General features: G+C 65.2%; 22 protein-coding genes and 1 pseudogene. 10 read left to right on the top strand and 13 right to left on the bottom strand.

Annotated elements, in window-relative coordinates:
• Window positions 1-10: 10 nt before the first annotated feature.
• Window positions 11-625, bottom strand: coding sequence for a superoxide dismutase (locus tag E5E96_RS09755; RefSeq protein WP_171282042.1), 615 nt, complete (start codon window positions 623-625; stop codon window positions 11-13).
• Between the two features lie 21 nt (window positions 626-646).
• Complete coding sequence (locus tag E5E96_RS09750) at window positions 647-1,072, bottom strand: hypothetical protein (protein WP_171282041.1); 426 nt, start codon at window positions 1,070-1,072, stop codon at window positions 647-649.
• Window positions 1,073-1,362: 290 nt separating this feature from the next.
• On the opposite strand from E5E96_RS09750, the gene E5E96_RS09745 reads away from it, so the two are divergent.
• Window positions 1,363-2,274: a triacylglycerol lipase gene (locus E5E96_RS09745; RefSeq protein WP_042066117.1), complete on the top strand. Its 912-nt coding sequence runs from the start codon at window positions 1,363-1,365 to the stop codon at window positions 2,272-2,274.
• Window positions 2,271-3,026 (top strand): lipase secretion chaperone, encoded by a 756-nt coding sequence (locus E5E96_RS09740; RefSeq protein ID WP_171282040.1) that lies wholly within the window; start codon window positions 2,271-2,273, stop codon window positions 3,024-3,026. Before E5E96_RS09745 ends, E5E96_RS09740 begins: the two co-directional genes overlap by 4 nt.
• A gap of 47 nt (window positions 3,027-3,073) precedes the next feature.
• On the opposite strand, the gene E5E96_RS09735 is transcribed toward E5E96_RS09740, so the two are convergent.
• Genes E5E96_RS09735 through sgrR form a run of 3 tightly spaced genes read right to left on the bottom strand, consistent with a single transcriptional unit; the run spans window position 3,074 to window position 5,983 of the window.
• The gene (locus E5E96_RS09735) at window positions 3,074-3,787 is read right to left on the bottom strand and encodes a hypothetical protein (protein ID WP_171282039.1); all 714 of its coding nucleotides are present in this window, start codon (window positions 3,785-3,787) and stop codon (window positions 3,074-3,076) included.
• 31 nt (window positions 3,788-3,818) lie between these two features.
• Window positions 3,819-4,214, bottom strand: a complete 396-nt coding sequence (locus tag E5E96_RS09730) for a thioesterase family protein (RefSeq protein WP_011704482.1) — start codon at window positions 4,212-4,214, stop codon at window positions 3,819-3,821.
• 35 nt (window positions 4,215-4,249) lie between these two features.
• The gene (gene sgrR / locus E5E96_RS09725; RefSeq protein ID WP_171282038.1) at window positions 4,250-5,983 is read right to left on the bottom strand and encodes an HTH-type transcriptional regulator SgrR; all 1,734 of its coding nucleotides are present in this window, start codon (window positions 5,981-5,983) and stop codon (window positions 4,250-4,252) included.
• Between the two features lie 100 nt (window positions 5,984-6,083).
• Here sgrR and E5E96_RS09720 point away from each other — a divergent pair, with 100 nt between their 5' ends.
• The 3 genes from E5E96_RS09720 (at window position 6,084) to E5E96_RS09710 (ending at window position 8,423) form a co-directional block, all read left to right on the top strand.
• Window positions 6,084-6,260 (top strand): hypothetical protein, encoded by a 177-nt coding sequence (locus E5E96_RS09720; protein WP_016349280.1) that lies wholly within the window; start codon window positions 6,084-6,086, stop codon window positions 6,258-6,260.
• Between the two features lie 156 nt (window positions 6,261-6,416).
• Window positions 6,417-7,685, top strand: coding sequence for an O-acetylhomoserine aminocarboxypropyltransferase/cysteine synthase family protein (locus E5E96_RS09715; protein WP_011704479.1), 1,269 nt, complete (start codon window positions 6,417-6,419; stop codon window positions 7,683-7,685).
• 108 nt (window positions 7,686-7,793) lie between these two features.
• Window positions 7,794-8,423, top strand: coding sequence for a glutathione S-transferase family protein (locus tag E5E96_RS09710; RefSeq protein ID WP_171282037.1), 630 nt, complete (start codon window positions 7,794-7,796; stop codon window positions 8,421-8,423).
• Window positions 8,424-8,555: 132 nt separating this feature from the next.
• Here the strand turns inward: E5E96_RS09710 and E5E96_RS09705 are convergent.
• A pseudogene (locus E5E96_RS09705) lies at window positions 8,556-9,730 on the bottom strand (iron-containing alcohol dehydrogenase).
• A 210-nt stretch (window positions 9,731-9,940) separates the two neighbouring features.
• Here E5E96_RS09705 and E5E96_RS09700 point away from each other — a divergent pair.
• On the top strand, window positions 9,941-10,522 hold the full coding sequence (locus E5E96_RS09700) for a hypothetical protein (RefSeq protein ID WP_011704476.1): 582 nt from the start codon (window positions 9,941-9,943) through the stop codon (window positions 10,520-10,522).
• A 195-nt stretch (window positions 10,523-10,717) separates the two neighbouring features.
• Here the strand turns inward: E5E96_RS09700 and E5E96_RS09695 are convergent, their stop codons facing one another.
• Complete coding sequence (locus tag E5E96_RS09695) at window positions 10,718-11,170, bottom strand: hypothetical protein (protein ID WP_042066109.1); 453 nt, start codon at window positions 11,168-11,170, stop codon at window positions 10,718-10,720.
• A 465-nt stretch (window positions 11,171-11,635) separates the two neighbouring features.
• Between E5E96_RS09695 and E5E96_RS09690 the strand changes: the two genes are divergently transcribed.
• The gene (locus E5E96_RS09690; RefSeq protein WP_171282036.1) at window positions 11,636-13,108 is read left to right on the top strand and encodes a C69 family dipeptidase; all 1,473 of its coding nucleotides are present in this window, start codon (window positions 11,636-11,638) and stop codon (window positions 13,106-13,108) included.
• 61 nt (window positions 13,109-13,169) lie between these two features.
• On the opposite strand, the gene E5E96_RS09685 is transcribed toward E5E96_RS09690, so the two are convergent.
• From E5E96_RS09685 to E5E96_RS09675, 3 genes are read right to left on the bottom strand one after another with little or no spacing between them, the layout of a single operon-like run.
• Window positions 13,170-13,916 (bottom strand): SDR family oxidoreductase, encoded by a 747-nt coding sequence (locus E5E96_RS09685; RefSeq protein ID WP_171282035.1) that lies wholly within the window; start codon window positions 13,914-13,916, stop codon window positions 13,170-13,172.
• A 56-nt stretch (window positions 13,917-13,972) separates the two neighbouring features.
• A complete protein-coding gene (locus E5E96_RS09680; protein ID WP_011704472.1) occupies window positions 13,973-14,218 on the bottom strand; it encodes a DUF3624 domain-containing protein in 246 nt (81 codons plus the stop codon).
• A gap of 14 nt (window positions 14,219-14,232) precedes the next feature.
• Complete coding sequence (locus E5E96_RS09675; protein WP_024946079.1) at window positions 14,233-14,691, bottom strand: GNAT family N-acetyltransferase; 459 nt, start codon at window positions 14,689-14,691, stop codon at window positions 14,233-14,235.
• A gap of 186 nt (window positions 14,692-14,877) precedes the next feature.
• Between E5E96_RS09675 and E5E96_RS09670 the strand changes: the two genes are divergently transcribed.
• Together E5E96_RS09670 and E5E96_RS09665 are read left to right on the top strand one after the other, a co-directional pair.
• On the top strand, window positions 14,878-16,320 hold the full coding sequence (locus tag E5E96_RS09670; protein ID WP_171282034.1) for a RimK family protein: 1,443 nt from the start codon (window positions 14,878-14,880) through the stop codon (window positions 16,318-16,320).
• Window positions 16,321-16,344: 24 nt separating this feature from the next.
• Window positions 16,345-16,878: an MgtC/SapB family protein gene (locus E5E96_RS09665; RefSeq protein WP_162516945.1), complete on the top strand. Its 534-nt coding sequence runs from the start codon at window positions 16,345-16,347 to the stop codon at window positions 16,876-16,878.
• Between the two features lie 54 nt (window positions 16,879-16,932).
• Here the strand turns inward: E5E96_RS09665 and E5E96_RS09660 are convergent, their stop codons facing one another.
• From E5E96_RS09660 to E5E96_RS09650, 3 genes are all read right to left on the bottom strand, one after another.
• On the bottom strand, window positions 16,933-18,552 hold the full coding sequence (locus E5E96_RS09660) for an alpha-amylase family protein (protein WP_171282033.1): 1,620 nt from the start codon (window positions 18,550-18,552) through the stop codon (window positions 16,933-16,935).
• Window positions 18,553-18,675: 123 nt separating this feature from the next.
• A complete protein-coding gene (locus tag E5E96_RS09655; RefSeq protein WP_171282032.1) occupies window positions 18,676-20,643 on the bottom strand; it encodes a TonB-dependent copper receptor in 1,968 nt (655 codons plus the stop codon).
• Between the two features lie 245 nt (window positions 20,644-20,888).
• A complete protein-coding gene (locus tag E5E96_RS09650) occupies window positions 20,889-21,146 on the bottom strand; it encodes a DUF2442 domain-containing protein (RefSeq protein ID WP_029304479.1) in 258 nt (85 codons plus the stop codon).
• Window positions 21,147-21,405: 259 nt separating this feature from the next.
• On the opposite strand from E5E96_RS09650, the gene E5E96_RS09645 reads away from it, so the two are divergent.
• Window positions 21,406-23,370 (top strand): LTA synthase family protein, encoded by a 1,965-nt coding sequence (locus E5E96_RS09645; RefSeq protein WP_171282031.1) that lies wholly within the window; start codon window positions 21,406-21,408, stop codon window positions 23,368-23,370.
• Window positions 23,371-23,418 lie beyond the last annotated feature (48 nt).

Raw genomic sequence — 23,418 nt, 5'->3', positions numbered from 1 at the left:
TTTCCGGCGATCAGGCCAGCGCCGCCACGTAACGCCGTGCCGCCTCGTTCCAGTCGATCACCTTGTAAAACGCGGCTATGTAGTCGGGACGCTTGTTCTGGTACTTGAGGTAGTAGGCGTGTTCCCACACATCCAGCCCCAAGATGGGCACCAGCCCATCCTGCAGGGGGCTGTCCTGGTTGGCGCTGCTCACTACCTGCAGCTTGCCGCTCCGATCGACCACCAGCCAGGCCCAGCCGCTGCCAAAACGGCTCAGCGCCGCCTGGGTAAAGGCCTGCTTGAAGGCCTCCAGCCCGCCCAGATCCCGTTCGATCGCAGCGGCCAGCTCGCCGCCCGGTTCGCCACCGCCTTGCGGACTCATCACCTGCCAGAACAGGCTGTGGTTGGCGTGACCGCCGCCGTGATTGCGCACCGCCCCCTGCACCTTGCCAGGCAGGCTGTCGAAGCGGGCAAGCAGCGCCTCCACCGGCAGCGCCGCCAGCTCGGGGAGATCGGCCAGGGCGGCATTGAGGTTGTTGATGTAGGTCTGATGGTGACGGCTGTGATGGATCTCCATGGTCAGCGCATCGATGTGGGGTTCCAGCGCGTCATAGGCATAGGGCAGGGCTGGCAGGGTATGGCTCATGGTCACCTCTGTTTATTGTGATTAATGCAGTTGGCGGGCGGACCCGGTCTGGCACAGGCACTGGCCGAGGCAGCGGCGGATGCCGTCGTGGTTGCCGTGTTTGCGCAGGAAGGCGAGCAGCTCGGCATGGGTGCTGCGGGTGTGGCGCAGGGCCGCATCCCGCAGAGGATCGGGGCTGGCCGGCGACTGGCTGGTGGCGAGCAGGCACTCGTGGATGTGGCACAGCAGGTCGGCAGCCCGCTCCGGCCGCGCCATGGCGATCAGCAGATCCGCCAGATTGTGGTGGGCTACCACCAGCGCGGCGACCGCCTCGTCCACGTCGGGCCAGCCGGCAAACTGCTGGCGGGCCAGCCACAGCGCCTGCTGATAGCAGGAGAGCGCCTTGCCGTGTTCACCGGCATCGAAGTGGCGATTGCCGCTCATGGTCTGCACCTTCCAGTGCACCATGCTGCTGTCGCTCCCCTCCGTCCCCACCCATCCTCTTACCCAGCTCGCCGCCATGATCCTCAACACCGCAAATGATAATAATTATTATTTAACTTATGTGGGCGGCGAATACAAGGGATAGTTGTGCCGGCACCGCCAACAGCCCTGCCCATATGGGTAGGGCTTTTTTGAATCTGTCTGTTTGGTGATCATTTGCACAGATGCAAACGTCCCGCTCCGTCATGCTGGTCGGTACTGGCATGAGGCCGGTGGTTGCCGCTGCGGCAACCTTATTCACAAGGATGGACAAGATGAAAAAATGGCTATTGGTGCTGCTGTGCGCCCTGCCCATGCTGGGCCAGGCGGCAGGTTATACCCAGACCCGCTACCCCATAGTGCTGGTGCACGGCCTGTTCGGCTTCGACAAGCTGCTCGGGGTCGACTACTTCTACGGCATCCCCCAGGCGCTGACCCGGGATGGCGCCAGGGTCTATGTGGCCCAGGTCTCCGCCACCCAGAGCTCGGAACTGCGCGGCGAGCAGCTGCTCAAGCAGGTGCAGCAGGTGCTGGCCATCACGGGGGCGGAGAAGGTGAACCTCATCGGCCACTCCCACGGCGGCCCCACCATTCGCTACGTCGCCTCGGTCGCCCCCGAGCTGGTCGCCTCCGCCACCAGCGTGGGCGGGGTCAACTACGGCTCGGAGATCGCCGATCTGGTGCGCGCCAACGTGGCACCGGGCTCGGTGGCCGAGAAGCTGGCGGTGGCTGCCGCCTCCGCCCTGTCCGGGGTCATCTCGCTGCTCTCCGGGGGCAGCCAGCTGCCGCAGGATCCCCTCGCCGCCCTCGACGCGCTCACCAGCGCCGGCGCCCAGCGCTTCAACCAGCGCTACCCGGAAGGGCTGCCCAGCCAGTACTGCGGCGAAGGGCCCATGCAGGCCGCCAACGGGGTCTACTACTTCTCCTGGAGCGGGCGCGGCACCATGACCAACATCCTGGATCCGGTGGATCCGGCGCTGGCGCTGACCGGCAGCTTCTTCAAGGAACCCAACGACGGCCTGGTCGGGGTATGCAGCAGCCACCTCGGCAAGGTGATCGGCACCGACTACCGGATGAACCACCTGGACGAGGTAAACCAGTCGTTCGGCATTCGCCACCTGTTTGAGACCGACCCGGTCAGCCTCTATCGCCAGCACGCCAACCGCCTGCAGAGACTGGGGTTATGAACAAGGCATGGCTGATGGCCGCTCCGCTGGGAGCGGCCCTGCTGCTGGGGGGCTGGCAGCTGTGGCCCGCCCCGAGCCCCATCTCGGCCGCTCCCCCGGCGCAAGAGGCCGGGCCGAGCTCCCCCCTGGCCCGGCAGGCGGCCTCCTCGCCCGATGAGAACTCGCTGCAGGCCCGCTATGAAGCCTTTCTAGCCGCCGAAGGCAGCCTGACGGTGCCGACCGATCCGGGCCTGGCCAGCCTGCAGGTACTGTTCGACGAGCGCGAGCAGTTGCGCCAGCAGAGCTTCACCCCGGCCGAGCAGGAGCAGCTGTTTGCCGAAGATCGGCTGATGGAGCAGTGGACCCTGCGCCGCAAGGCGCTGGCGGAGGCTGGCGATGCCGACAAGCCGCTGCTGGCGAGCGAGCTCGAGCTCTGGCTGGCGGAACAGCCCCAGTGGTTTCGGGAGGCGGAGGCCAACAGCCGCCTGCTCGGTGACCTGCAGAGTCTGGAGCGGCTGCCCGCGGCCGAGCGTGGCGCCGTACTGCGCGAGCAGCTGGGGCCGGAGGCGGCGGACCGGCTGCACCAGCTGGCGGAGAGTCAGCAGGGGTTCGAGCAGCAGCTGGCCGGCTATCTGGCCGAACTCAAGCCCCTGCCCGCCGAGCGCAGGGCCGAACAGCAACCGGAGATCCTGGCGCGCTGGTTCGAGCCCGACCAGTGGCGGCGGGTGGAAGCCCTCACCCGGCTCAGGCTGGGCGAGTCGTCACCGCAATGAAAAGGGGGCCCATATCTGGGCCCCCTCGCTTCATGCTGCAACCGCGCTTACAGCGGCTTGTTGGCCCCCGGCAGCGGCTGCCAGGTGAGGCGGGTCACCTGGGATCCCTGCACCTCGCACTTGAGGCTCAGATCCTGCCACCCCTTATCCTGGCGCAGGGAGACTTCCCCCTCGATGCCCTCGGCGCGGGTCTTGAGCTTGGCCTGCTCGAAGGTCACCTTGTCACCCCCGGCCAGCGCCATCAGCTTGCCGCTGCAGAGCCAGTGGGCCAGCTCCGCCCCCTTGAGCTTGACACCCCCCTTGGCCGCCTTCTGCTCGGCGGCACTCGGCGCGAACAGCTGGCCCAGCTCGGCCGCCCGTTTGGTAAGCCAGACTTCCCGCTGCTGCATGCTCATCTTGCTGACGAACTCGGCGGGCTGGCCCTTCTCGTCCAGCCACTGGGTCAGCTTGCCACTGTCGTCAAAGGCGAACTGGGCGGCGGGCTCCTTCACCCCGAACAGCTTGCCGCCCTTGAAGTAGTAGCGGCTCTCCCCTTCCAGCTTGCCCTGCTCGTTCATGATGGGCACGGCGATGATGACGGGAGCACCATCCACCCAGGCCTTGATGTCGACGCCGTCGTGGCTGAACAGACGAGTATCGAGGGCGCTCTCGGCCCCCTTTTCCATCAGGGAGAACTGCTCGGCGAGGGAGGCCGCCACGGAAGGCAGGGAGCAGAGCCCCAGTCCCAAGCCGAGGCTCAGGGTGATCACGGTATTGCGCATAGGTGTCCTGTGATTGGCCGGTGGGCCAAGGTTAGCTTTCTATCAGCCAGGCCCGCAGCCCCTCCCGGTGGCGATCGCTCAGGGGGATGGACTGGCGGGACTGGTAGTCAAAATGGATCAGGGTGGTTTCGGCGGTCACCGCCAGCTCGTCCCCCTGCCAGGCTTCCTGCCAGAGCGTGAAGGAGCTGGAGCCGATGCGGCGGACCCCGGTTTTGATCAATACCTGCTGGCCGTAGAACAGCTCCCGTTTGAACTGCACCGTGTAGCCCGCGATGATCAGATGCCAGTTGTGCACATCCAGCTCGGGGGAGAAGATGCGAAACAGCGGGTCGCGAGCCGATTCAAACCAGACCGCCGGCACCGTGTTGTTGATGTGACCGAGGGCATCTGTCTCTTGAAAACGGGGTTGGATCTGCATTTCCAGCATGGATATCGACTCCTTGTCGTTGGACCGCGCTCAGGCTAACGCGGCCCGCCTTTGGACTCAAGCTCCCCCGTCGTATCGCCGGTGCCGACGGCCAGCTCCGGGCGCAGCCAGGCGCTGCGAAAATCGAACCAGCCGAGCGCCGTCATCCGCACCCCGTGCACGCCGACCCGGCTCTCCAGCTCCAGCCAGTGGTGAAACAGCGGCACGAACCAGCCCTGGCGCTGCACCTCCGCCAGCAGCGCGCGCGGCCCCGGCTCCTCGCCGCTGGCGCGCCACTGCGTCAGCCCCTGCCACAGACGCTGCTGGCTGCCCCACACCTTGCGCAGCAGCGGGGTGCCCTGCAACCAGGCGTAGGGGGCGAAGGCATGTTCGTGCTCCAGGTTGAGGGTACCGAGCCAGAGATCCACGTCCTCGTCCGCCCCGCTTACCCAGCGGCCGTAATCCAGGGTGCGCACCTCGAGCCGGATCCCCTGCTCTGCCAGCAGGCTGCTCATGGCGTTGGCGCACTCGTTGAATTCCAGGTGCTGGTTGAAGCAGGCCAGCACCAGCTGGCGCGGCAGCTGTTTCGGCGTCGGCAGCGGGGCCGGCTGCGCCTCGCGCCAGTGGGGCAAGAGCCCGAGCGCGCTGGTCCAGCCCCGCTGCAGCTCGGGGGCGACCCGCGCCATCAGGGCGATCGGGTTGAGCAGGCCGGCCAGCCACTGGCGCAGGGCGGGATCCTGCAAGGGAGCGGATCTGTCGTCCTGCAGCAGGAAGTAGCAGCCGGATTCCAGCTCGGACTCGCCGCGCATGGTGCCGAGCTCGGGGCTGTCGCGCCCCAGCTGCAGGTGGCTCTCCAGCCGCTCCGCCAGCTCCGGCAGCATCCAGATGTCGATCTCGTCGAGCAGGGCGCGCAGGCCGAAGTAGTCGTCGAATGCCTCAAGGCACAGCTGCAGCGGGTCGTTGGCGGTCACCCGGTAAGGGCCTGTGCCCACCGGCTGCAGGGCAAAGCCAGCCTCCCCCTTGAGCTCGCGCGGCAGGATGGCGGCCACCGGCTCGGCCAGCAGCTGGGGCAGCAGAGGATCCGGGCTATCGAGATGAAGATCCAGGGTGCGCGGCCAGGGGCTCTCCAGCCGCGCCAGATGGGCAAACAGCGGGCGATCCCGCAGGGCCAGCAGGCTCTCCACCACGTCCTCCACCACCAGCTCGCGGCCGTGGTGAAAACGCACCGCCGGCCTCAGGTAGAAGCGCCAGTGGCAGGGGCCCAGACACTCCCAGTGGTGGGCCAGATCCCCCTCGATTTCCCCATTTTCCTCATTTCGCCGAGTCAGGCCGTTGAAGATCTGGCGGCTCAGGTGGATTTCGGAGCGACGCAGCGGGCCGGTGGGCAGCAGGCGCGGCAGCGGCCGGTAGTAGGGCACCCGCAGGATCTGGCGCCCTTCCCGGGTAGCCTGGCCGAGCTGCTCGATCAGCAGCGGGGTGAGCAGATCGAGACGATCTTCGGCCAGCCGCACCGCCTGCGCCAGCTGGCCCTGGCTGAGCAGATCCCGCAGCCGGCGCCGGGTCAGGCTCTCCTGGTTATCGAGCAGGGTGAGCCGGGAGCGCCGCCCCCGCCCGGCCTCCGCCGCCCAGCTGAGCCAACCCTGATCCTGCATGCGGCGCAGCAGCAGGCGGGCGTTGCGCGGGGTGCAGCAGAGCAGATCCGCCACCTCGGCGAGGCTGATCTCCCGCTCGTCGCAGCCAAGCTGCTGGGCGAGCCGTTGGAATTGCTGGTAAAGGCGACTGGTGGGCATAAAAGAGGAAATCCTGTTGCTGAAAGTCATCAGTTTTTACTTCCGCATTTTAGCTCAATACTGCTGGCGAACGTGAGAACCACAGCACAGGAGCACCATCATGAGCCACGCCAACCCCATCAAACCGAACCGGATCCAGCAGATCCTGCGCCGTTACTTCAAGCGGATCCTGCCCAGGCCGCTGACCCTGATCGAGGATCCCATGAGCCAGCTCAACCGCCTGATGCAGTGGGACATGCAGCAGATCGACGATCGGGAGTATCGCCGCCGCCTCTGAGCCCCCCTCGCCCGGATCGCACAAGGGAGGGTGCAGTTCACCAGCAGGCGCAATTGCTTTGCCGGATTGGGTGGTTTACATCGGCGCTGGGCCTGATAGATTGGACGTCTATCCATCTATAACTGCTACCCAGCAACATCCAACAAGGAGTGTGTGATGAAAGATGCGACCCTGGCCCTGCACCACGGCTTTACCAGCGACCCCACCACCAAGGCCGTTGCCGTACCCATCTACCAGACGGTGGCCTACGAGTTCGAGAGCGCCCAGCACGGGGCGGATCTGTTCAATCTGGCGGTGCCAGGCAACATCTACACCCGCATCATGAACCCCACCAACGATGTGCTGGAGCAGCGGATGGCCGCGCTGGAAGGGGGCATCGCCGGCCTGGTGGTCTCGGCGGGTTCCGCCGCCATCACCTACGCCATCCAGGCGCTGACCGCCGCTGGCGACAATATCGTCTCCACCCCCCAGCTCTATGGCGGCACCTACACCCTGTTCGCCCACATGCTGCCGAGCTTCGGGGTCGAGGTGCGCTTCGCCAAGGATGACAGCGCCGAGGCCATCGCCGCCCTCATCGATGACAAAACCAAGGCGGTCTACTGCGAGAGCATCGGCAACCCGGCCGGCAACATCGTCGACCTGGCGGCCTTCGCCAAGGTGGCCCACGCCCGTGGCGTGCCGCTCATCGTCGACAACACGGTCGCCACCCCGGTGCTGTGCAAACCCATCGAACACGGCGCCGACATCGTGGTGCACAGCCTGACCAAATATGTCGGCGGCCACGGCAACTCGCTGGGGGGCGTCATCGTCGACTCGGGCAAGTTCCCCTGGGCGGATCACGCCGAGCGCTTCCCCCAGCTGACCAAACCCGAGCCTTCTTATCACGGGGTGGTCTACACCGAGGCCTTTGGCCCGGCCGCCTTTATCGGGCGGGTGCGCACCGTACCGCTGCGCAATACCGGCGCCGCACTGGCGCCGATGAACGCCTTCCTGCTGCTGCAGGGGCTGGAGACCCTGAGCCTGCGCATGGAGCGCCACGTGGACAACGCCCTGCGGGTGGCCCATCACCTCAAGCACCACCCCAAGGTGGCCTGGGTCAGCTACGCCGGTCTGCCGGGTCACCCCCACTACCTGCTGGCGGAGAAATACATGGCCGGCCGCCCCTCGGCCATCCTCTCGTTCGGCCTGAAGGACGGCTACGAGGCCGGGGTGCGTTTCTACGATGCGCTCAAGATCTTCAAGCGGCTGGTCAACATTGGCGACGCCAAGTCGCTAGCCTGCCACCCCGCCTCCACCACCCATCGCCAGTTGAGCGAGGCGGAGCAGGCCAAGGCCGGGGTGAAACCTGAGATGATCCGGCTGTCGGTGGGGATAGAAGCCATCGAGGACATACTGGCGGATCTGGATCAGGCGCTGGAGGCCTGAGTCAGTCAACGCAGGAGCGGGCATCCAGCCCGCTCTTTTTTGGCCAGCGGTGAACCCGCCACCGCGCAGCTGCGTATCACCGCCTTCCGTCACTGCGTCGAGGTTTCCATGATAGTCCTGCACCACCTGAACAAATCCCGCTCCCAACGCATCATCTGGCTGCTCGAAGAGCTGGGCCTGCCCTATGAGATCAAGGCGTATCAGCGCGACGCCACCACCTTTCTGGCGCCGCCCGAGCTCAAGGCCATCCACCCCCTCGGCAAGTCGCCGGTCATCGAGTTCGACGGCCGGGTGCTGGCAGAATCCGGTGCCATCACCGAATACCTGATCGCCCACCACGCCCCGGAACGGCTGGCACCGGCCCCCGACAGCCCGGACTATGCCGAATATCTGCAGTGGCTCCACTTCGCCGAGAGCTCCGGCATTCTGCCGCTGCTGCTCGACATGTTCGTGCGCAAGGACGGCAGCCCGATGCGCTTCCTGCCGGACTACGCCAAGGCCGAGTGCGCCAAGGTGCTGGGCTACCTCGATGAGGTGCTGGCAAGTCGCCGCTACCTGGTGGCCGATCGCCTCACCGGCGCCGACATCCTGAACTCCTTCCTGGTGGATCTGCTGGCGCAAAGCGGCCAGCTGGCCCAGTTCCCGCACCTTAAGAGCTACTGGGAACGCCTCAATACTCATCCGGCCCGCCAGAAGGCGGCGGCGCTTGAGCGCGAGCTGGACCGCAGCGCCGGATAAACGGCACAGCCCCGGTGACACCATGCAAAACGCCCCGAGATCGGGGCGTTTTTTTCTGCTCGACAGCCAGATGATCAGAGGCCGTGAGAAAGGATCCGCGCCATTCTGATTGCCAGACGCGAGTCCCCTGACTTAAAGCGCGTGGGAAAGGATCCTGGCTACCTTGTCCGGGTCTATGTCCTGCTGCTCCCCGAGGGCGGTCAGGCCGAAGCGCTTGAGGTTGGAGCAGATGCCGGGGATGCAGCTCTCGCTCAGGCCGTAGTCGGCGAGGCGGGTGCCCACCCCCATCTGCTGGAAGAACTGCTCGGTGCGGATGATCGCCTCTTCGATGCGCAGCGCCTTGTCCTCGCGGCTGGAGTGCCATACCCGCTCGGCGAACTGGGCCAGCTTCTCCTGCTTCTGGGCCGATTGCTCACGCAGCAGGGAGGGCAGCACCACCGCCAGACTCTGGGCATGATCCAGCCCGTGCAGGGCGGTGAGCTGATGACCGATGGCGTGGGTGGACCAGTCCTGCGGCACACCGCGACCGATGAGGCCGTTGAGCGCCAGGCTGGCCGCCCACATCAGATTGGCGCGCACCTGGTAGTTGGTGGGCTCCGCCAGCGCGCGCGGGCCGTTGTCCACCAGCACCTGCAGCAGTCCTTCCGCCAGCCGGTCCTGTACCTCGCCCCCACCGGGAAGGTGAGGTACTGCTCGATGATGTGGACGAAGGCATCCACCACCCCGTTGCCCACCTGGCGCGGCGGCAGGCTGTAGGTGGTCGTGGGATCCAGCACCGCAAACACCGGCTGCACCAGCGGGTTCATGAAGGAGAGCTTGGCCTCCCCGCGGCTCACCACGGCGGCGGGATTGCTCTCCGAGCCGGTGGCCGGCAGGGTCAGCACGCAGCCCAGCCGCAACGCCCCTTTGATGGGGGCCTTGTGCAGCAGGATCTCCCAGGGATCCGCCCCCTCGAAGCAGGCCGCGGCGGCCACGAACTTGCTGCCATCCACCACGGAACCACCACCGACCGCCAGCAGGAAGTCGATGCGCTCGCGCTTGACCAGGGCCACCGCCTCCATCAGCTGGCTGTACTGGGGGTTGGCACCGATGCCGGGAAACTCCAGCCATTCCCGTCCCGCCAGCGCCTGGGTCAACTGCTCATAGACCCCGTTCTGTTTGATGCTGCCGCCGCCGTAGAGCACCAGCAGGCGGCTGCCGGCCGGGATCAGTTCGGGCAGCCTGGCGATCTGGCCTTCACCGAAACAGACGCGGGTAGGATTGGCATATTGGAAGTTGTACACGGCAGAGCCCTCGGTTGAATGCATGCAGGGGAATTGTGCGCCTGTGGCTCCGGCAGGTCAAAAAATGGGAGCCGGCTATCAGATTGCACAGCGAGGGGCAAGTCGCCGTAAGGAAGTCGTGCGGCGCCGCCCCTGTTTCTTTGCCGCTCTGCTATGGTCTCTCTGGGAACCGGGTGCGCAACCCTCAACGCCCGCTCCCGCCCTCTTCACTCTTTTGCTCATAAGGTCTGACACATGAAACTCAAGCATGCATGGATTGCCGGTTTGCTTTCCCTCTCGACCTGTCTGGCGCAGGCTGCCGAGGTGGCAACCGAAGTCGCCACGGCCCCTGGCAAGGCCAACCTGGTGGAGGCCGTCTCGGCCCAGGCCACGGTCACCGCCATCGACATGGCCAGCCGCAAGGTCAGCCTGAAAAATGCCGCCGGCGAGGCGTTCGACATCGTCGCCGGTGAGCAGGTCACCAACCTGGCCAACCTCAAGGTGGGCGACGTGGTGGCGCTTCGCTACCTGCAGATGCTGGATCTGGAGCTGCTCAAGGGCACCGCCGGGGTGAGAAAACGCATCGTGGAAGTGGCGGCCGGCAAGGCCGAGGCAGGCGAGAAGCCGGGCGCCGGGATCGGCAAAAAGGTCACTCTCTATGGCGACGTCATCGCGGTCGACAAGGGGCAGCAGACCATCACGGTGAAGGGGGTGGATCACACCCTGGTGCTCAAGGTACACAACCCGGCCCAGTTTGCGCTGATCGCCAAGGGCGACCAGATCAAGGCCGTTCAGACCCAGGCGGTGGGGATCGGCATTCTGCCCGAGAAGAAGTAGCGACGGCCTGAGTCGATACAACGGCCGGACGCCGTCCGGTCACCAAGGGAGTGGCAGCCGCCCTCCCTTTTTTGTTGCCATGGTGGCGGCGCAGAGCGGCCCGTGCTGCGCCACCTAGGCAACCCATTGGAATCCGGACAGGGGCAAGTGATTGCCCCCACCGACCATGGATTGCCGTTCGAGTCATCCCACCGTTCAGGCGTTCTTGGTCTCTTCCTTGGCGCTGCTCTTCTTGCCGGTGAGGCGGTCCATCGCATCCTGCAACATGGCATCCCGCTGCTCGTTGAGCGGCTTGCTCTGCTCCGCCCGCTCTTCGGCAGTCAGCTGCTTGTTGTCGGCAATCGTCTTGAGCTTCTCTTCTATCTCGTTGAACTTCTTGCGATCAAAACCGAGCGCCTTGTCCACCAGCTGCTGCATCACGCCGCCCTTGTCGGAGCCGATATCGAGCGCCGGCGGCAGCTTGCTATTCTTGGCCAGGTGTTCATAGGTCAGCGCCTGCTGGGCCTGGCCAGTGATCCGCTGGGAGGAGAGGTTGACCAGATCTTCCCAGCCGCCACCCTGACCGCTGTCGGCACTGCTGAGGGTGGCGAGGGCGCGGTTGTTGGAGGCGCTCTGGGCAAGCTGCTGGCTGTAGGGTTTGATATCCATGGGGGCTCCAGTCTGCATGCCGATCCGGCATGACGAGGTCGCTGATTCGATGGCATGAGGCGCCAGGCCCCATCATTGGCAATAAAACCAGCAAGTTGCAGGCCAACTTGCCAGATTGGCGCAGATCCCGGCTCGCACGGGCTCACGAGCCAACCGGCGGTCATCTCGACGTCAGAATCATGACGCTGCGCTGCCCAATCGGCAGCTTCTGGTGCATATCGCTGCCTTTTTCACGCTTTACCAGACAAAGCAAAGGAACTACTCATAGATCACAAAACAAACAACCATCGAGGCATACAATTTCGGCGCACAAAACGACCAGCAAGCAGTGTTATGGATGAAATGTTTGCGTCATCGACCATGAGCAGCACGATCCCCCGGCAGCGTATCGGCGGCCGATCGCACTGCGGCAGACCTGCATCCCACCGCCTGGCTTTCACTCACAGTTACGCTTCGGGCAATCCCATGAAAAAACACACCTTGAGTCTTCTCTCCGCCACCCTGCTCACCCTGCTTGGCACCAGTGCCGACGCCTGTACCGGCCTCATCGTCGGCAAGGGCGCCACTGCCGATGGCAGCGTGATGATCGCCAGAAACGAGGATTTTGGCGTCAACAACTGGAACAAGTACCTGGCCTTCCGGCCCGCCCAGCAGAACGAGGGCACAATCTGGAAACTGGGCAACGGGCTGGAAGTGCCGATGCCAAAGGCCTTCTTCGCCTACTCCGCCATTCGCGACTGGGATGCGACGTCCAGCGACCCGGCCGGCAAATATTATGAAGAGCGCGGCATCAACGAGTTCAACGTCGCCATCTCGGCCACCACCAGTGCCGAGGTCAACGACAAGGCCCAGAAAGCCGATCCGCTGATCGAGAAGGGGGTCATCGAGGCCATCATCCCAACCCTGATCCTGCCGCAGGCCAGGACGGCCAAAGAGGGGGTCGCACTGCTCGGCCGTTATGTGGAGCAATATGGCGCCGGGGAAGGCAACAGCCTCTATCTGGCGGATGTGAACGAGGCCTGGCTGATGGAGATCGGCTCCGGCCACCACTGGATCGCGGTGCGGGTGCCGGACGACAGCTACGCCATGGTGGCCAACGGCCTGCGCATCCACGGCGTCAATCTCGACGGGGCCGATGTGCTGCACTCGCCCAAGCTGCTGGAGTTCGTGCGTGAACACAAACTGCTGGATAACGCCGACCCGAAAGATTTCAACTTCGCCAAGGCGTTTGGGGTCATCGCCGACCCCTACAACGTGGATCGGGAGTGGCTCGGCCAGAAGATGCTGACCGCCAGCCACCCGCAGCCGACCCGGCAGGCGCAATATCCGCTCTTTATGAAGCCGGATGCTCCCATCGCCGTGCCGGACGTGGCCAGGCTGCTGAGCGCCACCTATGAGGGCACGCCGCTGGCCGGCAAGGCGGAGCGGCCGATCCGCATCGACAGGCAGCTGGAATCCCACGTCATCCAACTGCGCAAGGAAATGCCCAAAGAGCTGCAGGGGCTTATCTGGCAGAGCTACGGCGTGCTGGCCGAATCGGTGATGGTGCCGCTCTACAATACCCTGGAGTCCTACCCCCTGCCCTATCGCAGCGGCAGCGACAGCTACTCCGATGACTCCGCCTACTGGCAGTTCCGCAGCCTGACCGCGCTGGCCAGCGCCGATCCGGACAAGTACCTGCCACTGCTGCGCGGCGTCTGGAGCAAGGAGAGCAGCAAGCTCTACCAGGAGGTGGCCCTGCTCGACCACAGCCTGAAGCAGGCCTATGCCAGCGACAAAGCTACCGCCATCGGGCTGGCCACCGACTACTCCTATGGCCAGCTGGAGAAGACCTACCAGATGGCCAAAGAGCTGCGCTACAAGCTGATGACGGATCTCACCAAGCGCACCGAGCAGAAGTACTCGCCCGAGGAGTTCAAGAAGATCATGAGCCTGTAATCGGCTCGCCAACGCAAAGAGGCTCCCTTGGGAGCCTCTTTTATTTCGTCAGCTGCCGCCATCAGCGACGGCTGATATTGAGCGGGCCGAAGGTCTGCGCCACCGGCATGATCTCGATGCTGTTGATGTTGACGTGGGCCGGCTGCTGGCTCACCCAGAGCACGGTATTGGCGATGTCTTGTGGCTGGATCGCCTGCACCCCCTGATAGACGCTGGCCGCCTTGGCATCGTCACCGTGGAAGCGCACGTTGGAAAACTCGGTACCACCGCACAGGCCCGGCTCCACATTGGTGACGCGAATGGCTGTGCCCGCCAGATCGGCGCGCAGGTTGAGGCTGAACTGCTTCACGAACGCCTTGGTGGCGCCGTAGACGTTGCCGCCCGGATAGGGGTAGGTGCCGGCGATGGAGCCGATGTTGATGACATGGCCGCGATTGCGCGCCACCATGCCCGGCAGCAGCAGGCGGGTGAGCAGGGTCAGACCGCTGATGTTGGTGGCGATCATCTGCTCCCAGTCTTCCAGATCCGCCTTGTGGGCCGGCTCCAGCCCCAGCGCCAGCCCGGCGTTGTTGACCAGCAGATCCACCTCGCGCCACTCGGCCGGCAGCCCGTCGATGGCGGCGCGGGTGGCCGCCTTGTCCTGCACGTCGAACACCAGCGGCAGGAACTGCGCGCCCAGCTCGTCGGCCAGCGCCGCCAGCCGTTCGCCGCGACGGCCGGTACCGATCACCCGGTAGCCCGCCTGCACCAGCTGACGGCTGATGGACTCACCAAACCCGGACGAGGCGCCCGTTACCATTGCTATCATCTGAACCTCCATATCTACAGCGCTATTGTTATTTATCTGTTTGAAATCAATCTGATTCATTCATCGCTCAATTCACGTCCGGTCGCCCTGCGCCAGACAAACACCAGCAGGTGGAGCAGCAACAGGCCCGATCCCCCCAGCGCGAACAGCAGGCCGGTGAGGGCGTTGACCGAGGTGTCGGCGCCACACCACCACCAGACCAGCCAGCCGACCAGGCCGATGACGAAGGTCTGGCCGGCGCAGACCGGGCAGCGCCCCAGCTTGGCCTTGATGGCGGTGGCGAGGCAGTTGTCGCAGCTCATCCCCTCTTCCTCTCTCAGGCCTGCTTCAGCGCCAGCACCAGCCGGTGGGCGTGCTGACCGTGACCATAATAATCCGGCAGCTTCTGTCTGGGCCGAAAACCCAGCTCGCGATAGAGGGCCTGCGCCTCTTCATTGGCATCACCGACCTCCAGCCGGATCGCCCCCCAGCCGGCCTCTTTGCCTTCCTGGATCACCTGCTCCAGCAGGCGGCGGGCCCAGCCTTGCCGGCGGATGGTCCAGCGGATGGCGAGGGTCTGGATGATCAGCCGATCCCAGCCCCTGTGCTCCAGCAGGCAGAGGTAGCCCATCAGCTGCTCCTGCTGGTCCAGCACCAGCAGGGTACGCCCCTTGGCGTGGGTCAGCAGATAGTGCCAGCGGCTGCGGCCAAAGGCGACTTCGGGGGGAAAACAGTAGCGTTCCAGCTTAACGATGGCGCCCAGATCATCGGTCCGGGCCGCGCGCACGGTCAACACGGGGAGTCCTTGTTCGGTTATTTATCTTCATCACCAAAAATGCGACTTGTATCACAAGTTACCAAGGCGGCATATTAGGCACTGTAACCTCTTGTTTCCCCTCGCGCCATTGTCGTGCTTGTCGGTGCATCGAAGCCCACTGGGGATCCTGCCATTCAAGGCAGTTTCATCTGTGGAGCCGAAAAAATGAGTACCTACGTCATCGTCGAAGAGCCGGGCGACTGGCCTTGCCATGCCGATTATCTGCTGACCGCCCGCACCTACCTGCAACACGGGGTGCCCACCACCGGCGGCCGCCCCCGCATCATCAACCTCTGCCGCAATCTGGAGCACCTCAGTGCCGGCTACTACTGCTCGCTGCTGGCCCAGGCCCGCGGCCACCACTGCCTGCCGGGTTTGCAGGCCATCAGCCAGCTGCAGCCCCAGCAGCCGCCTGCCAAGCTGTGGCGAAAATTGCAGGGCTGGCTGGCCCTGCAGAGCGAAGACAGGATCCGGGTGCGCGCCATCTTCGGCCAGTGCGAGCAGAGCGAGCTGGCGGGGCTGGCCCGCTACTACTACGGCCTCAGCCAGCTGCCGCTGCAGGAGCTGACCCTCAAGCGCGGCCGCCACGGCTGGTCGGTGCGCCAGCAGCAGAGCCTGTCACCGCTGGAACTGAGCCCAAGCGAAAAGGCGCTGATGCTGCACCACGCCCAGGCGCTGGTGGGGACAGGCGACGAGGAGCAGGCGGCGCCGCTCTATCAGCTCGCCATCCTGGTCGACCCCAACGACGGCCGCGCCAGCAGCGATGCCCTGGCGCTGGATCGCTTCATCCGGGCGGCCGCGGCGCAGGGGATCCGGGCCGAGATCCTGGCACCGTCCGCCATCGAGCGGCTGCCGGAGTTCGATACCCTCTGGCTGCGCTCCGAGACGGCGGTCGGCCACTACACCTTCGAATTTGCCCGCCGCGCCGAGCAGCTCAAGATGCCGGTGATCGACAGCTCCCGCGCCATTCTCGCCTGCAGCAACAAGCTCTACCTCTACGAGCTGATGGTGCGCAGCGGCGTGCCCATGCCACCCACCATGGTGGTGACCCGCCGCGGCCGCCACCACGTGGACGAGCTGGTGCAGCGGCTCGGCCTGCCGCTGATGGTGAAGGTGCCCGACGGGGCGCAGGGGCGCGATCTGGCCATGGCCAGCGACGAGCAGCAACTGGCCCGCCTGCTGGATGAGGGGCTGGCCCGCTCCGCCCTGCTGCTGGTGCAAAGCCGGATCCCCGCCGAGTTCGACTGGCGCATCGGCTTTCTCGACGGCTCGCCGCTGTTTGCCTGCCGCCGTTTCCGCCCCGAGCCTGGCAACCGCATCCGCCGCCGCAAGCACCCTCTCGACATGAGCCGCATCGAGGCGCTGCCGCTCAACGAGGTGCCGGAGCGGGTGCTGCAGACCGCCCGCCGTGCGGTGCATCAGCTCGGCAACGGCCTGTTCGGGGTCGATCTGCGTCAGCAGGGGCGTGACTGTGTGCTGCTGGAAATCATCGACAATCCCTGGATACGTGGCGATATTGAGGACAGAGAGGCAAAGGACCTCTACGAGCGCCTCGCCCGGGCCTTCCGCCAGCGGCTGGAAAACCGGGGGCAGAGCGCGGCCGGATAACAAGCATCGAGAGCAGAGGTGGATATGATGACGACTGATTGGTGGGACATAGCGCCCCTTGGCTGGGAGAACATCCTGGTCTGTCTGGTGTGCGGCACTCTGGTAGGGCTGGAGCGGCAACTGCGCGGCAAGCCGGTCGGCATCCGTACCTCCTCACTCATCATCCTCGGCACCTACTGCTTTCTTGCCATCGGTGCCGCCGTCAGCCCCCAGAGCGCCGATCAGGCGCGGGTGCTGGGCCAGCTCATCACCGGCATCGGCTTTCTCGGCGCCGGGGTGATGATGACCCGGGATGGCCAGGTACTGGGGGTCACCTCCGCCGCCACCGTCTGGATGCTGGCCGCCCTCGGCGCCCTCATCGGCATGCAGATGCTGCACCAGGCGCTGCTGCTCACCGGCGTCACCCTCTCCATCCTAGTGGGGGTGGACTACCTGGAGACCAGCTTCAAGAGCCTGCGCCGCGGGGTCCACAACCGGCTGGAGAGCTGGCGGCACGGCAATGGCAACGTGCAGGCTGCCCCCCATCAGGACGAACTCGGCAGCGGCATCGAGAAGTAACGTCCCCCATGAAAAAGGGCTCCATCACGGAGCCCTTTTTGTTGCCAGCCTCGCTTAGCGCACCAGCAGGAAGCGGCCGCTCAGCGGCGGCAAGTCCACCGTCACGCTGCTGCCACCGATGGCCAGGCTCTCGCCGCTCTGCAGATCCACCAGGGCGCTGGCACTGCGCAGCTTGCCGACCGGCACCGCGTAGCTCTGGGGCGTGTCGGAGACGTTGAGCAGGTAGACTACTTGCTCCGCCGCCGTCTGCTTGATGTCGCCATAGACGCTCCCCTCGGCCACCAGCTTGACCCGCTCCCCCTGATAGAGGGCGGGGTGGGCGGCGCGCAGGGCCAGCAGCTGGCTGAGCCACTGTTTCAGCTCGCTCTGCTCGCTGCTCGGCACGAAGCCGGTGGCACCCGGCACCTTGCCATCGCTGCGGGCCACGTGATCGTCACAGAGCCCCTGCGCGGCGCAGTCGCCACCCACCTGCTTGGCAAAGCCCGGCACCTCGTCGCCAAACTCCTCGCCGTAGTAGAGGGTGATCGGGCCGGAGCGGGCCGCCAGGAAGCTGAAGGCCGCCTTGTGGCGCTGCCAGTAGTCCGCCGGATTGAAGTTGCCGCGCTCCAGCAGATCGCCGAAGCGCACCAGATCGTGGTTGCCCAGCATCAGGTTGGGCATGGCGTGATTCGGGTAGTTCTCCACCTTGTTCCAGCTGGCGTCGAGCACGCTGGCCCCCTGCCCGCCCTTGCCGGACTCCTCCACCGCCAGCGCCTGCACCAGGCCGTAGCGCAGCGGGAAGTCGAACGCCGAGGAGAGTGCCGGGTTGTCGCTCGGCCCATACGCCTGGGCGCGGATCTCGTCGGCGCCCTTCCACACCTCGCCCACCATGTAGCCGAGGGTACCCCACTGCTGGCCGGCGGCCTTGCGCGCCGCGCTAGCCCGCTCCACTTCGCTGCGAATGGCGCGCCAGTCGTCGAGGCCGAGCTGATAGGCCTGATCGAGGCGCCAGCCGTCGATGCCGTACTGCTCGACCCAGTAGCGGGCCACCTCCTTGAAGTAGGCGAGGCTCTGGGGCTGGCTGTAATCCACCAGCTGGCCGGGATAACCGGCCCCGCCGCTCTTGAGGGCGGGCAGCCGTCCTTCGGGAGAAGGCTTGCTCACCCCCACCTTGTTGACGTGGCCGAATACCCCGTCGAGGAAGACGTAGAGGCCGCGCTGATGCGCTCCGTCCACCAGTTTCTTGAGCTGGACGTTGCTGCCGAAGTTGGGGTCCACGTTGAAGAAGTCGCAGGCGAAGTAGCCGGTGGCATCGAGCTTGTCGTCACCGCCTTGCCCCGCGCAGGAGTCAAACACCGGGGTCAGCCAGATGGCATTGACGTTGAGGCTCTTGATGTGGTCCAGGCTGTCGATGATCCCCTGCAGATCGCCGTTGTGCTGGGAGGGGCCATAGCCGACGCCGTAGTTGGCGCTGCCGTCGCCGTCGACGAACGACTCCACCATCACCTGATAGGTGCGCAGATTGCAGGCCGGCTGATCATTGCCGTAGCAGGCGCGGCTGGCGGTGGCCGGCGGCGGGTTGGTGACCGGGGGCTGCTGGGGCTCGCTGGCGCCGCTCCCGCCGCCGCTGCCGCAAGCCGTCAATAACAGGGCGGCCCCGATGAGGCCGCCATGGCGCAACGTTCCTTGTTTCATTGTTATGTTCCCGCTGTGGTGGTATCGGCGCCCAAAGCGCCACACTGGGGCCATGATAGCGGCCCCGCCCGCACGGGTCTGTGACTGAAAACGTTACCTGGCTCAGTCGGTTGGCGCGCCGACCTAGAGCACGCCGGCCGAAGAGAAACGGTAACTGACCGAGAGCCAGTAGGCGCGGCCCGGCTCCGGAATCCGCCCCACCTGCTCGTAGCCCAGCCCGGCCTGACTGGCGTGTACCGACTTGGAGAGGTGCTCGTAGTAGAAGGTGTCGAACAGGTTGTCGACCCCGGCCGACAGCTGCCAGCCCGGGTGGAACTGCCAGGCGGCGCTCAGGTTCATGGCGAAGAAGCCTGGCGTCTCCCCCTGATCTTGGCCGGCTACGGTGCCGGAGCCCACATCGACCCGATCCTGCGCGGCCACGGCGCGGCCCAGCAGGGTCAGGTTCCACTCCTCGGCTGGCTGCCAGCCCAGCGCCAGCTTGCCATCGAGCGGTGGCATCTGGGCCAGCGGCTGGTGATCGCTCTGGTTTTCGCCGTAGACCACCGCCAGACCACCATCGAGGCGCCACTGCTCGGCAAACTGCCAGCGCCCTTCCAGCTCGCCGCCGCGGGTCTGGGCGTCGATGTTGCGTACCTTGTTCGACTTGTTGTTATAGAGCAGGTAGTCCTGAATGTCGGCGCTAAAGAGGGAGAGGGTCAGATCCAGTTCGCGGCTGCGCAGGGCCAGCCCCGCATCCCACTGGCGGCTGCGCTCCGGGTTGAGGGTGAAGGGCACGCTGTCCTTGCTGCGCTCCCAGTAGTCCGGCGCCCGTTTCGCCTGGCCCCAGGCCAGGTAGCTCGACCAGGCCGGCGACCACTGATATTCGTAGCGGCCAAAGCCGCTGTCCAGGGTCAGGGTATCGCTGTAGAGGGTCTGATCTCCCGCGCCGTAACGGGTGGTCTCGACCCTGTCCTGCCGGTAACCCCCCTTGTAGCTGTGAGCGCCCTGCTGGCGGCCCAGCTCGGCAAAGCCGCCCTGCTGCTCGAAGCGCAGGGTGCGCTGACGCGGCTGGTTGGCGTAATCCACCCCGCTGCGGGCCCTGTGCTGATCCCGGTTGGCATCGAGCCCGGCGGTCAGCAGCCAGTCGGCCGGCAGGGCGATGTCGTTGGCCCAGCGCCCGCCGGTGTTGCGCCGGTCCGGGTTGGAGAGCATCTTCATGCCGCTATTTGGACGCAGGCTGAAGTTGTCCATGATGTGGTCGATGTCGTTGTCCCACAGGGTCAGCTCGCTGCGCTGCCAGTGGCGGCTGATCTGCTCCTGCCTGAGCTTGAGGCCGAAGGATTCGCGGTCAAACATGGGGCCGTCCATGGTGCGATCCGCATAGGCGGCGCGGGCATTGCTGCGCTCGGCGGTGAGTTCCAGCCAGGTGTGCTCACTGGGCGTCCAGCCGAGCTGGGCGGTGCCGTTTTCGCGTCGATAGAAAGAGCGCACCTTGTCGCCGTGGCCGTCCCGATAGTCATCGCTGTCGGAGTGGGTGAACTGGCCGCGCAGATAGCCCTGTGGCGCCCCTACTGTGGCATCCAGCATCTGGTCGTCGCGCCCGAAGCTGCCATAGAGCGCCGACGCCTCGGCCTTGACGCCGGGGGCGGTGAACTCGGGCCTGTCCCGCTCGAACAGCACGGTACCCGCCAGGGTCGCCCCCTGTTCGAGGGATTGCGGCCCCTTCAGCACCCGGATCCGGTCGAAAGATTGAGGAAATACGTAGGCGGTGGGCGGGTCCATCCGGCCGCCGCAACCACCGGCCAGCATGCCGCCATCCATCTGCACATTGAGGCGGGACATGCCCATCCCCCGCAACACGGGATCGCCGCCCAGCCCCCCCTTGCGCACCATGCTCATGCCGGTGACGTTTTTGAGGTAACCGGCGCCGTCGGCCGCCGGCATGGGGGAGCCCGGCTTCTTGGGATCCAGGGTCACCTCCAGGGTGCTGGCGGGGCGGCTGGCGACCACCACCATGGGCTCCAGTTGCTGGACCAGTTCCTGGCCGGCGGCACCGTGACAGGCGAAACCGCCCACCAGCAGGGCCAGCGGGGTGCGCATATGACAAGCCATACTCTTTCCTTATCTCTTTGTTTATTTTGTTTTTTTAATTTCAACCAACAAACCATTCCGCTGCTGGAAGGTTTGCCGTCAGGCTGCAAAAAAGGCCTGCGGCGCGGCGGCGGCAAGCCCTCTGAGGCGAAGCCAAGCTAGGGTTGGCAAAATGTTGCGCAGGTTTTACCCAAATTGGGTGAGGAAGGCAAACGCTCAAACATTCCCGTCACAGGAATCTTGGGGTGGTTCACAAAAACAGGGGGTTAGCTGAACGCTTCCCGCTCGTCGATGGGCTTGATCAGGTGATAGACCTCGTGGGCCGACAGGGTACAGCCAGCGGGCCACTCCAACTGGTGGTGGCGATTGATGAAGACCCGGGCACAGCGCCGCTCCGAATCCAGCGCCGCAAACAGCGGCTGGGTGCGCCAAGGGGTCAGGTCCAGTGCCCCCGTGGTACCGTCCGAGAGCACCACGAACAGGCTCCACCCTTGCAAATATTCCACATCGATAAAGACCGGCATCCCTTCGGCTCCGATTGAGAAAATTCGGCGCCATTATAGATAAGCCCCCCGCACCGCTTTGCCGGCAGGATCACAGTTTTTCCAGCCGTTTATGCTGTCTTCGATCCCTGCGCGCCCTCACATAAAAATCATAAATCGTGCCAAAACATCCTTTTAAACAGCACCTACACGCAACCTTTCCCCGGGCCCGCTGTCATAACCCAGCAATATAAAAACAATGCGCCCGTGGACGGGTGCAAACAGGCTTGTAGGAACAACAATGACCACTATCAGACGATGGCTGGGACCGTTTTGGCCCATCGCCGTTTTTTCATTGATCGCGCTAGTCTCTCTCTCCATCAGCCGGCTCGCGCTCGGCCTCTGGCAGCTGGAACGGGTCGACGCCGTCGCCGGCTGGCAGGAGATGCTGCTGCAGGGGCTGCGGGTCGACTTCGCCACCCTCTGCTGGCTGTGGGGCGTGCCCGCCGTGTTCACCCTGCTGCTGGCCGGCCCCCATGCCGTGGGCCGTGCCTGGCTGCAGCTCATCCGGGTCTGGCTGACCCTGGGGCTCTGGCTGCTGCTCTTCCTGGAGATCTCCACCCCCTCCTTCGTGACCGAGTACGGGGTGCGGCCCAACCGCCTCTACATCGAATACCTCATCTATCCCAAAGAGGTGTTCGCCATGCTGTGGGCCGGCCGCAAGGGCGAGCTGCTGCTGGCACTGCTGTTCAGCGGCGCCGTGCTGGCGGGCGGCTGGTGGCTGAGCGGCCGCTTGCTGCGCGGCATCAGCTTCCCGCGCTGGTACTGGCGGCCCGCCTTCGCCCTGCTGATCCTGGCCATCGGTTTTCTCGGTGCCCGCTCCAGCCTGGGTCACCGCGCCCTCAACCCGGCCATGGTGGCGTTTGCCAGCGATCCGCTGGTCAATGCGCTCACCGTCAACTCCTCCTACTCCCTGTTCTTCGCCATCAAGCAGATGCGGGCCGAGGAGGATGCCAGCCAGTTCTACGGCGAGCTGCCCCGTCAGCGCATTCTGGATCTGGTTCGCCAGGAGAGCGGGCGTGAATCCCATGAATTCAGCTCCGACACCCTGCCCAGCCAGACCTTCAACGAGGCCAGCTACGGCGGCAAGCCGAAGAACCTGGTGATCCTGCTGCAGGAGAGCCTGGGCGCCCAGTTCGTCGGCTCCCTCGGCGGCCTGCCGCTCACCCCCAACATCGATGCCTTGTCGAAAGAGGGTTGGGCGTTCGAGCAGCTCTACGCCACCGGCACCCGCTCGGTGCGCGGCATCGAGGCGGTGCTGACCGGCTTCACGCCGACCCCGGCCCAGGCCGTGGTCAAGCTCGGCCGCAGCCAGACCAACTTCTTCACCATCGCCGAGCTGCTCAAGCAGCGGGGCTACGACACCAACTTCATCTACGGCGGCGAGAGCCACTTCGACAACATGCGCAGCTTCTTCCTCGGCAACGGCTTCACCACCATCGTCGAGCAGAAGGACTTCAAGAATCCGGTGTTCGAGGGCTCCTGGGGCGCCTCTGACGAAGATTTGATGGCCAAGGCCGACGAGACTTTCCAGGCGCTCAGCAAGCAGGGAAAACCCTTCTTCAGCCTGGTGTTCAGCTCGAGCAACCACGATCCGTTCGAGTTTCCCGACGATCGCATCGCCCTCTATGAGCAGCCCAAGCAGACCCGCAATAACGCCGCCAAGTACGCGGACTACGCCATCGGCGAGTTCTTCAAGAAGGCGAAGCAGTCGGACTACTGGAAGGACACCCTGTTCCTGGTCATCGCCGATCACGACAGCCGGGTCAGCGGCGCCAGCCTGGTGCCCATCCCCCGCTTCCACATTCCGGGAGTCATCGTGGGTGACGGCATAGCGCCGAGACAGGATCCGCGCATCGTCAGCCAGATCGACATGGCGCCGACCCTGCTCTCCCTGATGGGGATCAGCGCCGACTACCCCATGCTCGGCAAGGATCTGACCCGCATGCCCGCCGACTGGCCGGGGCGCGCCATCATGCAGTACGACAAGAACTTTGCCCTGATGCGCGGCAAGGACGTGGTGATCCTGCAGCCGGAGCGGGCGCCGGAAGGCTTCATCTATGAGGATGCGACAGAGACGCTCACCCCGGCGCCGCAACCGGCCACCATGAAGGATGCGGCCCTCGGCCTGGCGCTGTGGGGCAGCCTCGCCTACCAGCAGGGGCTCTACCGGACGGCGCCGGATACCCGCACCGTGCTGAACTGAGCGCCATAAAACAAAACCCGCCGATTGGCGGGTTTTTTGTAGGAGGCA

Source organism: Aeromonas sp. 1805, from assembly GCF_013085525.1.
Taxonomy (GTDB): domain Bacteria; phylum Pseudomonadota; class Gammaproteobacteria; order Enterobacterales; family Aeromonadaceae; genus Aeromonas; species Aeromonas hydrophila.
The sequence above is the reverse complement of the archived record's forward strand: the minus strand, read 5'-3'. Positions and strand labels throughout refer to the sequence as shown.